Annotated in this window: 12 protein-coding genes; 10 read left to right on the top strand and 2 right to left on the bottom strand. The window is 64.1% G+C overall.

Features of this window, described 5'->3' with window-relative positions:
• Positions 1-220 precede the first annotated feature (220 nt).
• Positions 221-1135 (bottom strand): DUF808 domain-containing protein, encoded by a 915-nt coding sequence (locus IAE37_RS28110; RefSeq protein ID WP_201178713.1) that lies wholly within the window; start codon positions 1133-1135, stop codon positions 221-223.
• A gap of 165 nt (positions 1136-1300) precedes the next feature.
• Here IAE37_RS28110 and IAE37_RS28115 point away from each other — a divergent pair, with 165 nt between their 5' ends.
• Both IAE37_RS28115 and IAE37_RS28120 read left to right on the top strand, forming a co-directional pair.
• Complete coding sequence (locus tag IAE37_RS28115) at positions 1301-1750, top strand: DUF3757 domain-containing protein (RefSeq protein WP_201178714.1); 450 nt, start codon at positions 1301-1303, stop codon at positions 1748-1750.
• 113 nt (positions 1751-1863) lie between these two features.
• Positions 1864-2475, top strand: coding sequence for a TetR/AcrR family transcriptional regulator (locus IAE37_RS28120; protein ID WP_201178715.1), 612 nt, complete (start codon positions 1864-1866; stop codon positions 2473-2475).
• Positions 2476-2563: 88 nt separating this feature from the next.
• Here IAE37_RS28120 and IAE37_RS28125 read toward each other — a convergent pair whose 3' ends face one another.
• Positions 2564-3004 carry a GlcG/HbpS family heme-binding protein gene (locus tag IAE37_RS28125; RefSeq protein ID WP_201178716.1) on the bottom strand — a complete coding sequence of 147 codons (441 nt, stop codon included), beginning with the start codon at positions 3002-3004 and terminating at the stop codon, positions 2564-2566.
• Positions 3005-3260: 256 nt separating this feature from the next.
• Between IAE37_RS28125 and gcl the strand changes: the two genes are divergently transcribed.
• The 8 genes from gcl to IAE37_RS28165 all read left to right on the top strand — a co-directional run bounded on the left by gcl (position 3261) and on the right by IAE37_RS28165 (position 12936).
• Positions 3261-5036, top strand: coding sequence for a glyoxylate carboligase (gene gcl / locus IAE37_RS28130; RefSeq protein ID WP_201178717.1), 1776 nt, complete (start codon positions 3261-3263; stop codon positions 5034-5036).
• A gap of 50 nt (positions 5037-5086) precedes the next feature.
• A complete protein-coding gene (gene hyi, locus IAE37_RS28135) occupies positions 5087-5869 on the top strand; it encodes a hydroxypyruvate isomerase (RefSeq protein ID WP_201178718.1) in 783 nt (260 codons plus the stop codon).
• Between the two features lie 149 nt (positions 5870-6018).
• Positions 6019-6915: a 2-hydroxy-3-oxopropionate reductase gene (locus IAE37_RS28140; protein ID WP_201178719.1), complete on the top strand. Its 897-nt coding sequence runs from the start codon at positions 6019-6021 to the stop codon at positions 6913-6915.
• Between the two features lie 223 nt (positions 6916-7138).
• Positions 7139-8413, top strand: a complete 1275-nt coding sequence (locus IAE37_RS28145; protein ID WP_201178720.1) for a glycerate kinase type-2 family protein — start codon at positions 7139-7141, stop codon at positions 8411-8413.
• Positions 8410-9825 carry a pyruvate kinase gene (gene pyk, locus IAE37_RS28150; protein ID WP_201178721.1) on the top strand — a complete coding sequence of 472 codons (1416 nt, stop codon included), beginning with the start codon at positions 8410-8412 and terminating at the stop codon, positions 9823-9825. Before IAE37_RS28145 ends, pyk begins: the two co-directional genes overlap by 4 nt.
• A gap of 177 nt (positions 9826-10002) precedes the next feature.
• The gene (locus tag IAE37_RS28155; RefSeq protein ID WP_201178722.1) at positions 10003-10878 is read left to right on the top strand and encodes an urea transporter; all 876 of its coding nucleotides are present in this window, start codon (positions 10003-10005) and stop codon (positions 10876-10878) included.
• A 44-nt stretch (positions 10879-10922) separates the two neighbouring features.
• Entirely contained in the window at positions 10923-11744 is an 822-nt protein-coding gene (locus IAE37_RS28160) for an ion transporter (protein ID WP_201178723.1), read from the top strand.
• 190 nt (positions 11745-11934) lie between these two features.
• Positions 11935-12936, top strand: a complete 1002-nt coding sequence (locus tag IAE37_RS28165) for a sulfate ABC transporter substrate-binding protein (RefSeq protein WP_201178724.1) — start codon at positions 11935-11937, stop codon at positions 12934-12936.
• Positions 12937-12986: the final 50 nt, after the last annotated feature.

Below are 12986 nucleotides of genomic sequence, written 5' to 3' on the forward strand. Positions count from 1 at the left end.
GCCTGACGGCAGGCCGTTACCGGCCCGCACACAAAAAATCTGACAGTCCCCATCAAGGATTCCGACGGGTTCACCACCAACCAGAACACAGCCAGCTTCCTGGTCAAGGTGCACTTCTGATGTGATGCCGGGGGCTGCGTTGCAGCCCATCGCGGGTAAACCCATCCCCCTGTGGGAGCGGGCTTGCCCGCGAACCGGGGCAACGCCCCGGCCATGCGCCTCAACCGCCCGGCCGAACCGCCCGCCAGATCTTCCCGACCACGCTCACCACCGCCAGCACCACGGCGCCTGCGACTACCCCCAGCACCCCATTGATCAACCCACCGGTCAGCACCCCGCCCCGCCCTTCGCTGAACGCCTCGATGGCATGATGCAGCGGCTCGACCCCATGCACCAGGATCCCACCCCCGACCAGGAACATGGCCACAGTGCCGATCACCGAAAGGCTCTTCATCATGTACGGTGCCGCCCACAGGATGCCGTTGCCAATCGAGCGCGCCACAGCCGAACCTTTCTTGGTCAGCCACAACCCCAGGTCATCGAGCTTGACGATGCCGCCCACCAGCCCATACACGCCGATGGTCATCACCACGGCGATGCCCGACAGCACGATGATCTGCTGGGTCAGCGGCGCATCGGCCACCGTGCCCAGGGTAATGGCGATGATTTCGGCCGAAAGAATGAAGTCAGTGCGCACGGCACCTTTGATCTTGGCCTTCTCGAACGCCACCAGGTCGACGTTGGCGTCGGCCACCGCTTCCTTGCGGGCGGTATGCTGCGCTTCGTCCTCGTCCTTGCCGTGCAGGAACTTGTGCGCGAGCTTTTCGAAGCCCTCGAAGCACAGGTAGGCGCCACCGAGCATCAATAGCGGCGTGACCGCCCAAGGGATGAAGGCACTGATCAATAGCGCTGCCGGCACGAGGATCGCCTTGTTCATCAGCGACCCCTTGGCCACCGCCCACACCACAGGCAGTTCCCGATCGGCACGTACGCCAGTGACCTGCTGGGCGTTCAACGCCAGGTCATCGCCCAGAACACCCGCCGTCTTCTTAGCCGCCACCTTGGTCATCAGCGACACGTCGTCGAGCACCGTGGCGATGTCGTCGATCAGTACCCACAAGCTGCTCACTGCCATGTCTTACTCCTTCACCAAACACTCTCGGCCCGCTAGGACCATCCCTACAAACCGACACCATCTGCGCCACGCCATGCAGAGAAAAGCCCTGCATCATCCACTCGAAAAAAATCCTAGTGTGGCTCGACCACTCTTTCGTGGCATCTGACACACCTGGAATACCTTATGCTCAAACGTACAATGCTGCTGATACTTCCGGCGATTGTCGCCTGTAACGCCCAGGCCGACACCGTCGAATTCTGCCCCAACCCCAAGGAGATCGTGAACACCAACGGCGTGCTGACCGTCAAGACCGAAAGCGGTGAAGGCGAATGGTTTGGAATACTGCCAAATCCAGCCAGAAAGGTGACCACCTTCGACAGCGCTATCTTCCTTACCAACGAAAAGAACGTCGACAGTGTGGGTTGGTTGCGCAGCTGCGCCTACAACACCTCTACAGGCAAGCCGCAGAGCGAGAACCAGATCGTAGACCTGTTCTATCGACCGGAGGTCAGGCCTTACGTTCCGGTGAAGCTCGCCTACCCGCCGGCATGGGAGAAAAGTGAAGGCGAACTGGTCTATTTCGTATGCCGCTCACAGGATCTGCAAGGCTGCGCATTCAGGGAAGCCAAGTAACGCCCCCTGTTCCGGGTTTCGGCCAGTGCACCTGGTCGAAATCGAGGCGGGATGCTTTGCGCCGGGGTTCTTGATACCATCCTGGCTTGCAGCGTCAAAGGACCGCCTCCACCATGAGCACCATTCGCGAGCGCAACAAGGAACTGATCCTGCGCGCGGCTAGCGAGGAATTCGCCGACAAGGGCTTCGCCGCCACCAAGACCAGCGATATCGCGGCCAAGGCCGGCCTGCCGAAGCCGAACGTGTACTACTACTTCAAATCCAAGGACAACCTCTACCGCGAAGTCCTGGAGAGCATCATCGCGCCGATCATGCAGGCGTCGACGCCGTTCAATGCCGACGGCGATCCGAAGGAAGTCCTGAGTGCCTACATCCGCTCGAAGATCCGCATCTCGCGTGACCTGCCGCACGCGTCGAAGGTGTTCGCCAGCGAGATCATGCACGGCGCCCCGCACTTGTCGCCAAGCCAGGTGGAGCAGTTGAACGAGCAGGCGCGGCACAACATCGAGTGCATCCAGCGTTGGATCGAGCGCGGGCAGATCGCCCATGTGGACGCGCATCATCTGATGTTCAGCATCTGGGCCGCGACCCAGACCTATGCCGATTTCGACTGGCAGATTTCGGCGGTGACCGGCAAGGCCAAACTGGCCGACAGCGATTACGAAGCAGCGGCCGAGACCATCATCCGCATGGTGCTCAAGGGCTGTGAGCCCGAGGTGGCCTGAGCGACCACGCAAGGCCTATTCGCGGGCAGATCGCAATCATGTGGGAGCGGGCTTGCCCCGCGAAGAGGCCATCCCAGGCGACGAAGCTCTACGCCGCCACTCCCGCATCCGCCCGCAACCCCACCTCCTCGATCGCACTGATCGCACACTGCTCGTCGATATCCGACGTATCCCCACTGATCCCCACCGCCCCCAGCACCTTGCCCGCCTGATCACGGATCAGCACCCCGCCCGGTGCCGGCACCACCGGCCGCTCACCCAGGCCATTCAATGCCGCGAAGAACGCCGGGCGCTGCTGTGCATCCAGCGCCAGCAGCCGCGAGCCCTTGCCCAGGGCAATCGCCCCCCAGGCCTTGCCAGTGGCCACCACCGGACGGATAAGGCTGGCCCCGTCTTCGCGTTGCAAGGCCAGCAGGTGCCCGCCGGCATCGAGCACCGCCACGGTCAGTGGCGCGGCATCGATCTTGCGGCCCGCCGCCAGCGCGGCGTTCACCAGGCAGACCGCGACGTTCAGGTTCAAAGCGTTCATGCAAAGGTCCTCTTCTTGTTGTGAGAAGCCCTGAGGGCAATGGAAAAGCGCCAAGCCAATAGAACACAACAAAAGATATTTTTGTATACAATAATTTGAAACGATCGTATGCGACAACGCAATCAGCCGTTTTCCTTGGCGCTTCTGCGAAAGGTGCCCGACCGGATGAAAACCCATTGACCTAGGCCGCCAGGCGTGAATACACTTTGCCGCAACGCAAGTTGTATACAATTACAAAATCGATGAGGCACAAATCATGAGCAAAATGAGAGCAATCGATGCAGCCGTTCTGGTCATGCGCCGTGAGGGCGTAGAAACGGCGTTCGGCATTCCCGGGGCTGCCATCAACCCGCTGTACTCGGCCCTGAAGAAAGTCGGTGGCATCGATCACGTCCTCGCTCGCCACGTCGAAGGTGCCTCGCACATGGCCGAGGGCTACACCCGCGCCAACCCCGGCAACATCGGCGTGTGCATCGGCACCTCCGGCCCGGCCGGCACCGACATGGTCACCGGCCTGTACAGCGCCTCGGCCGACTCCATCCCGATCCTCTGCATCACCGGCCAGGCCCCACGTGCCCGCCTGCACAAGGAAGACTTCCAGGCCGTCGACATCACCAGCATCGTCAAGCCGGTGACCAAGTGGGCCACCACCGTGCTCGAACCCGGCCAGGTGCCCTACGCCTTCCAGAAAGCTTTCTTCGAAATGCGCAGCGGCCGCCCTGGCCCAGTGCTCATCGACCTGCCGTTCGACGTGCAGATGGCCGAGATCGAATTCGACATCGACGCCTACGAGCCGCTGCCGGTACACAAGCCGTCGGCCACCCGCGTGCAGGCGGAAAAAGCCCTGGCCCTGCTCAATGACGCCGAGCGCCCGCTGCTGGTGGCCGGTGGCGGCATCATCAATGCCGACGCCAGCGACAAGCTGGTGGAATTCGCCGAACTGACCGGCGTGCCGGTGATCCCGACCCTGATGGGCTGGGGCAGCATCCCCGACGACCACGCGCAGATGGTCGGCATGGTCGGCCTGCAGACCTCGCACCGCTACGGCAACGCCACCCTGCTCAAGTCCGACCTGGTGTTCGGCATCGGCAACCGCTGGGCCAACCGCCACACCGGGTCCGTCGACGTCTACACCGAAGGCCGCAAGTTCGTCCATGTGGACATCGAGCCGACCCAGATCGGCCGCGTGTTCACCCCCGACCTCGGCATCGTCTCCGACGCCGGCAACGCCCTGGACGTGTTCCTCGAAGTCGCCCGCGAGTGGCAAGCCGCCGGCAAGCTCAAGTGCCGCCTGGCCTGGCTGCAAGACTGCCAGCAGCGCAAGGCCAGCCTGCAGCGCAAGACCCACTTCGACAACGTGCCGGTCAAGCCGCAACGCGTGTACGAAGAAATGAACCAGGTGTTCGGCAAGGACACCTGCTACGTCAGCACCATCGGCCTGTCGCAGATCGCCGGCGCGCAGTTCCTGCACGTGTACAAGCCGCGTCACTGGATCAACTGCGGTCAGGCCGGCCCGCTGGGCTGGACCATCCCGGCCGCGCTGGGCGTGGTGAAAGCCGATCCGAAGCGCAAGGTCGTCGCGCTGTCGGGCGACTACGACTTCCAGTTCATGATCGAGGAGCTGGCGGTGGGCGCGCAGTTCAACCTGCCCTACGTCCACGTGCTGGTGAACAACGCCTACCTCGGGTTGATTCGCCAGGCGCAGCGTGGCTTCGACATGGATTACTGCGTGCAGCTGGCGTTCGAGAACATCAATGCCACCGATGCCGCCAGCTACGGTGTCGACCACGTCGCCGTGGTCGAAGGCCTGGGCTGCAAGGCCATCCGCGTGTTCGAGCCAGGCGAGATCGCCCCGGCCCTGCTCAAGGCGCAGAAAATGGCCGAGGAGTTCCGCGTACCAGTGGTGGTCGAGGTGATCCTCGAGCGTGTGACCAACATTTCCATGGGCACCGAGATCAACGCGGTCAACGAGTTCGAAGACCTGGCCCTGGTCGGCAACGACGCGCCAACCGCCATCTCGATGCTGGACTGATCGACTGACGCCCCCGGCGCGCCGGGGGCCTTCATCGCAAGGAGACAACCATGCCACGTTTGGCTGCCAACCTGTCCATGCTGTTCACCGAACAGGACTTCCTGGCCCGCTTCAAGGCGGCCGCCGATGCCGGGTTCACGGGCGTCGAATACCTCTTCCCCTATGACTACAGCGCTGCCGAGATCAAGCAACAGCTCGAGGCCAACGGCCTGACCCAGGTGCTGTTCAACCTGCCGGCCGGCGACTGGGCCAAGGGTGAACGCGGTATCACTTGTCATCCCGACCGCGTCGAGGAATTCCGCGCGGGCGTCGACAAGGCCATCGAGTATGCCAAGGTGCTGGGCAACACCCAGGTCAACGCCCTGGCCGGTATCCGCCCGCAAGGCCCGGACTGCGCCACGGTGCGCAAGACCTTCGTCGACAACCTGCGCTATGCCGCCGACAAGCTCGAGGCCGCCGGCATCCGCCTGGTCATGGAAATGATCAACACCCGCGACATCCCAGGCTTCTACCTGAACACCACGCAACAGGCGCTGGAGATCCAGGCCGAGGTGGGCAGCGACAACCTGTTCCTGCAGTACGACATCTACCACATGCAGATCATGGAAGGTGACCTGGCGCGGACCATGGAAACCAACCTGGCGCTGATCAACCACATCCAGCTGGCCGACAACCCAGGGCGCCACGAGCCGGGCACGGGCGAGATCAACTACCGCTTCCTGTTCGAGCACCTGGACCGCATCGGCTACCAGGGCTGGATCGGCGCGGAGTACAAGCCCAAGACCAGCACCGAAGCGGGCCTGGGCTGGCTGAAGAGCCACAACGTCATCTGAACAGACACCTCCCCATGTAGGAGCGGGTTTACCCGCGAACACCGGCATGACCGGTGCCATCCACCGCGGTGTCCTCTTCGCGGGTGAACCCGCTCCTACAGGGGATCTGCATCGTCTGTTCCATCAAAATACAAAAGAGGCACATCATCATGGCTAAAATCGGTTTCATCGGCACCGGCATCATGGGCAAGCCCATGGCCCAGAACCTGCAAAAGGCAGGTCACAGCCTGTTCGTCTCCACCCACCACGACGCGGCCCCGGCCGAGCTGATCGCCGCCGGCGCCGTGGCCCTGGCCAACCCTAAGGAAGTGGCTCAGGAAGCCGAGTTCATCATCGTCATGGTGCCAGACACCCCGCAGGTCGAGAGCGTGCTGTTCGGTGACGACGGCGTTGCCCAGGGCGTCGGCCCTAACAAGGTGGTGATCGACATGAGCTCGATCTCGCCGACCGCCACCAAGGCCTTCGCCGAGAAGATCAAGGCCACCGGCGCTGCCTACCTGGACGCCCCGGTGTCCGGCGGCGAAGTCGGCGCCAAGGCCGCGACCCTGAGCATCATGGTCGGTGGTTGCCCGAATGCGTTCGAACGCACCCTGCCGCTGTTCCAGGCCATGGGCAAGAACATCACCCGCGTCGGCGGCAACGGCGACGGCCAGACCGCCAAGGTGGCCAACCAGATCATCGTCGCCCTGAACATCCAGGCCGTCAGCGAGGCGCTGCTGTTCGCCGCCAAGAACGGCGCCGACCCGGCCAAGGTGCGTGAAGCGCTGATGGGCGGCTTCGCCTCGTCGAAGATCCTCGAAGTGCACGCCGAGCGCATGATCAAGGGTACTTTCGATCCGGGCTTCCGCATCAACCTGCACCAGAAGGATTTGAACCTGGCACTGCAAGGGGCCAAGGAGCTGGGGATCAATTTGCCCAACACTTCCAATGCCCAGCAGGTGTTCAATACCTGCCAGGCCCTGGGTGGCGGCAACTGGGACCACTCGGCGCTGATCAAGGGGTTGGAGCACATGGCCAATTTCTCGATTCGCGGCGACGAGCAATGAAGTTGTAAGACTCACCGGCCTCTTCGCGGGTAAACCCGCTCCTACAGGGCTAGTGCAACCCCTGTAGGAGCGGGTTCACCCGCGAAGAGGCCAACACCGATGAACCTGCGACCACAGGCCAATTGGTGGCACCGAGCAACACCCGCCCCTGGTTCAGCCTGCACGGAGGCAGTTCCAGGGGCGTTTTGGATTCTGCAGAACAACAATAATTTGGGAGCCTGCCATGTCGGTCGATCCGCAAAAAATTCTCCGCGAGCTGTTCGACACAGCCATCGCCGCCGCCCATCCGCGCCAAGTCCTCGAACCCTACCTGCCCGCCGACCGCAGCGGCCGGGTCATCGTCATCGGTGCCGGCAAGGCCGCCGCCGCCATGGCCGAAGTGGTCGAGAAAAACTGGCAGGGCGAAGTGTCCGGGCTGGTGGTCACGCGTTATGGCCACGGCGCCAATTGCCAGAAGATCGAAGTGGTCGAAGCCGCCCACCCGGTCCCCGATGCCGCCGGCCTGGCCGTGGCCAAGCGGGTTCTGGCGCTGGTCAGCGACCTCGGCGAAAACGACCGGGTCATCTTCCTGCTTTCCGGCGGCGGCTCTGCCTTGCTGGCCCTGCCCGCCGACGGCCTGACCCTGGCCGACAAGCAACAGATCAACAAGGCCCTGCTCAAGTCCGGCGCCACCATCGGCGAGATGAACTGCGTGCGCAAGCACCTCTCGGCGATCAAGGGCGGTCGACTGGCCAAGGCTTGCTGGCCCGCCACGGTCTACACCTATGCGATTTCCGATGTGCCCGGCGACCTGGCCACGGTGATCGCCTCCGGCCCGACCGTGGCCGACCCGAGCACGTCGGCCGATGCCCTGGCCATTCTCAAACGCTACGCCATCGACGCCCCCAAGGCGGTCATCGACTGGCTCAACGACCCCGCCTCGGAGACCGTCAAGCCCGGCGATCCGTGCCTGGCCCGCAGCCACTTCCAGCTCATCGCCAAACCCCAGCAGTCGCTCGAGGCCGCCGCAGTCAAGGCTCGCCAAGCCGGCTTCAGCCCGTTGATCCTCGGCGACCTGGAAGGCGAGTCGCGCGAAGTGGCCAAGGTACATGCTGGCATCGCTCGGCAGATCGTTCTGCATGGCCAGCCGCTCAAAGCCCCCTGCGTGATCCTCTCCGGTGGCGAGACCACCGTCACCGTGCGCGGCAATGGCCGTGGCGGGCGCAATGCCGAGTTCCTGCTCAGCCTCACCGAAAGCCTCAAGGGCCTGCCGGGCGTCTACGCCCTGGCCGGCGATACCGATGGCATCGATGGCTCCGAGGAGAACGCCGGCGCGCTCATGACCCCAAGCAGCTACAGCCGCGCCGAGGCCCTGGGCCTGTCGGCCAGCTTCGAGCTGGACGACAACAACGGCTACGGCTATTTCGCCGCGCTCGACGCGCTGATCGTCACCGAGCCGACCCGTACCAACGTCAACGACTTCCGCGCCATCCTGATCCTCGAGACCTCGCCATCATGACGCCTGATAAAAAAGTAAAGATCCTCGCCACCCTCGGCCCTGCGATCAACGGCATCGACGACATCCGCCACCTGGTGGAAGCCGGGGTGAACATCTTCCGCCTCAACTTCAGCCACGGCGAGCACGCCGACCACGCCCTGCGCTACCAGTGGATCCGCGAGGTCGAGCAGCAACTTAACTACCCGCTGGGCATCCTCATGGACCTGCAAGGCCCGAAGCTGCGCGTCGGTCGCTTCGCTCAGGGCAAGGTCCAACTGCACCGCGGCCAGGCCCTGCGCCTGGACCTCGACCCGACGCCAGGCGACAACCGCCGGGTGAACCTGCCGCACCCGGAGATCATCACCGCGCTGCAACCGGGGATGGACCTGCTGCTCGATGACGGCAAGCTGCGCCTGCAGGTCACCGCCAAGCACGACGACGCCATCGAGACCGAAGTCCTGGCCGGCGGCGAACTGTCCGACCGCAAGGGCGTCAACGTGCCCCAGGCGGTGCTCGATCTCTCGCCGCTCACCGAAAAAGACCGCCGCGACCTGGCCTTCGGCCTGGACCTGGGCGTTGACTGGGTGGCCCTGTCGTTCGTCCAGCGCCCCGAGGATATCGTCGAGGCACGCCAGCTGATCGGCGAGCGTGCCTACCTGATGGCGAAGATCGAGAAACCGTCGGCCGTCGACCAGTTGCAGGCGATCGCCGAGCTGTCCGACGCAATCATGGTGGCGCGTGGCGACCTGGGCGTGGAAGTGCCTGCCGAGAGCGTGCCGCAGATCCAGAAACGCATCATCGGCGCCTGCCGCCAGCTGGGCAAGCCGGTGGTGGTGGCCACGCAGATGCTCGAGTCGATGCGTTTCTCGCCGGCCCCGACCCGCGCCGAAGTCACCGACGTGGCCAATGCCGTGGCCGAGGGCGCGGATGCCGTGATGCTGTCGGCCGAGACCGCATCGGGTGACTACCCGCTGGAAGCCGTGCAGATGATGAGCAAGATCATCCGCCAGGTGGAAAACGGCCCGGACTATCAGGCCCAGCTCGACGTTGGCCGGCCCAAGGCCGAAGCCACGGTGTCCGATGCCATCAGCTGCGCGATCCGCCGCATCAGCGGCATCCTGCCGGTGGCGGTGCTGGTCAACTACAGCGAGTCGGGCGCCTCGACCCTGCGTGCCGCGCGCGAACGGCCACGGGCGCCGATTCTCAACCTGACGCCGAACCTCGCCACCGCGCGCCGCCTGAGCGTGACCTGGGGCGTGCATTCGGTGGTCAACGATCGCCTGCGCCAGGTCGATGAAATCTGCTCGACCGCGCTGGAGATCGCCCAGGCCCAAGGCATGGCCAGCCGTGGCGATACCCTGCTGATCACCGCCGGGGTGCCTTTTGGCAAGCCGGGGTCGACGAATACTTTGCGGATCGAGACCCTGATCTGAGATCGCCGGGGGCGCGTTGCGCCCCTTTCGCGGGACCGCGCCAGGATAGGCGAACACGATCCTTGTGGGAGCGGGCTTGCCCGCGATGGAGGGCAACGCCCTCCCGATACACCGAACCTGCGGAAAACCGAGGCCCAAAGAGGCCCACCGCTCCTTCCTCAACCTCACTGACTGCCCATGTACACCAAGAATTTCGTCAACCCATGCCCGGACTGGGCCACGGCGCTGCTCAACGGCTTCAGCCAGGTGCTGCTGCTGCGCAACCCACTGTGTGGCCTGTGCTGCCTGCTGGCCATGCTGCTGACCGCACCGACGCTGGTCGGCGGCGCCCTGCTCGGCGCCCTCGCCGGTCTGCTCACGGCCCAGCGCCGTGGCTATGAACGCAGCGACCGCCAGGCCGGCCTGTACTGCTACAACGGCGTGCTGATCGGTGTGCTGATCAGCGTCGTACTGCCTTGGTCGGCAATCCTGCCACCGCTGATCATCGCCGCCGGGGGCCTGTCCAGCATCATCACCCACCAGTGGCGCAAACGTGGCGGCAAACTGCTGATCGCCTACACCGCGCCGTTCGTGCTGCTCGGCTGGGCCACCCTGCTGTTCGGCTCGCCCTCTGCCCACGGCTACGTCGAGGCCGAGCCGCTGCAGGCCCTGGCACGGGGCGTGGGCCAGATCTTCCTGCTCGACCAGCCCCTGGCCGGGCTGCTGATCATCATCGGCATGCTGGTCGCCAACCCCTACGCAGCGATGTGGGCGGTGATCGCCTCGGCCATCGGCGGCGCCGTCGCGCTGCTGGCGGGCGAAGCCCAGGCAGCCTGGCTGGGCCTGTACGGTTTCAACGCTGCGCTGGCCGCCCTGGCCTTCAGCCGCCAGGGTGAAAAGCCCTGGGTCACCCTGCTGGCCATCGCCCTGGCGCTGCTGCTGCAACCGCTGTTCAACCTGCTGCCAGTCGCCGCGCTGACCGCGCCGTTCGTACTAGCCTGCTGGCTCATGCACCTGGGCGAGCACCTGGCCCGGCACAGTCAAAAGGGCAATGACGCACGCTTGCACAGCTGAAACGCAGCCCCTAGGCTCAGGCCATTGCCCAGTGGAACGAGCCCATGAACAACCCTGCGAGCCTGCGCGAGCGGCTCTATGTAGTCGTCTTCCAGACCGACACCGTCGCCGGAAGACGCTTCGACAAGACCCTGCTGCTGATCATCCTGGCCAGTCTGGTGACGGTGATCCTCGACAGCATCGACGAGGTGCACCGCGGCTACGCCGGGATGCTCGCCATCATCGAGTGGGGCTTCACCGCGATCTTCCTCGCCGAGTACCTGACCCGCCTGTACTGCTCGCCCAAGCCCCTGCGCTATGCCTTCAGCTTCTACGGCCTGGTCGACCTGCTGGCCATCGTGCCGGGGATCATCGCCCTGTACTACAGCGACGCCCAGTACCTGCTGATCATTCGTGTGATCCGTATGCTGCGGATCTTCCGCGTGCTCAAGCTCAGCCCCTACCTGAAGCAGGCCAACTACCTGCTCGACGCGCTGCGCGGCAGCAGGCAGAAGATCATCGTGTTCCTGGTCAGCGTGTCGACCCTGGTCACCGTGTTCGGCACCCTGATGTATGTGATCGAGGGGCCCGAGCATGGCTTCACCAGCATTCCCAAGGGCATCTACTGGGCCATCGTCACCCTCACCACCGTGGGCTTCGGCGACATCGTGCCGAAGACGCCATTGGGGCAGGTGCTGTCGTCGCTGGTGATGATCACCGGTTATTCGATCATTGCCGTGCCCACCGGGATCTTCACCGCGGAGCTTGCCAACGCGATGCGTGGGGAGCAGCTCAAGCACGATTGCCCGCGTTGTCAGAAGAAGACCCACGAACCCAGCGCGGCGTTTTGTTCGCGCTGCGGCAATACGTTGTTCCCTGGCCATTAAGACTGCCTGTGCGGGCCTCTTCGCGGGTGAACCCGCTCCTACAGAGATGGCGCTATCCCTGTAGGAGCGGGTTCACCCGCGAAGAGGCCCGCATAACCAAAGCACTTTTTGTTCTTTAACCGCCCCAAGGCCACCCGCTATAGTCGCTGGCAAACTGCCAATACCCCTTCACCCAGAACAAGGAAGCAACGTGAAAAGACTCTTCAGCGCCTCGCTGCTCGCCGCCGGCCTGGCCCTCGGCAACCTGGCCCAGGCCGCCCCGACCCTGCTCAACGTGTCCTACGACGTGATGCGCGACTTCTACAAGGACTACAACCCGGCCTTCCAGAAGCACTGGGAAGCCGAGCACAACGAGAAGGTCAACCTGCAGATGTCCTTCGGCGGCTCGAGCAAGCAGGCGCGCGCGGTGATCGACGGTCTGCCGGCCGATGTCATCACCATGAACATGGCCACCGACATCAATGCCCTGGCCGACAACGGCAAGCTGGTGCCGGAAAACTGGGTGACGCGCCTGCCGAACAACAGCGCGCCGTTCACCTCGGCCACGGTGTTCATCGTACGCAAGGGCAACCCCAAGGCCCTGAAGGACTGGCCCGACCTGCTCAAGGATGGCGTGCAGGTGATCGTGCCCAACCCCAAGACCTCGGGTAACGGCCGCTACACCTACCTGTCGGCCTGGGGCTACGTGCTCAAGCAGGGCGGCGACGAAGCCAAGGCCCGCGACTTCGTCGGCAAGCTGTTCAAGCAAGCGCCGGTGCTCGATACCGGTGGCCGCGCCGCCACCACCACGTTCATGACCAACCAGATCGGCGACGTGTTGGTGACCTTCGAGAACGAGGCCGAGATGATCGCCCGCGAGTTCGGCCGCGATCAGTTCGAGGTGGTCTACCCCAGCGTGTCGGCCGAGGCCGAGCCGCCGGTGAGCGTGGTCGACAAGGTGGTGGCGAAGAAAGGCACCCAGGCGGTCGCCGAGGAGTACCTGAAGTACCTGTGGTCGCCGGCGGCCCAGGAAATCGCCGCGCAGAACTACCTGCGCCCGCGCGATGCGACGGTGCTGGCCAAGTACACCGACCGCTTCCCGAAAGTGGACTTCCTCTCGGTGGAGAAGACCTTTGGTGATTGGCGGACCGTGCAGAAGACCCACTTCAATGACGGTGGCGTGTTCGACCAGATCTATACCGATAAGCAGTAACTGATGTAAGCAGGCCTGGCCTCTTCGCGGGACAAGCCCGCGAAGAGGCC

The sequence above is a fragment of the Pseudomonas sp. S31 genome (assembly GCF_016648105.1).
GTDB lineage: Bacteria > Pseudomonadota > Gammaproteobacteria > Pseudomonadales > Pseudomonadaceae > Aquipseudomonas.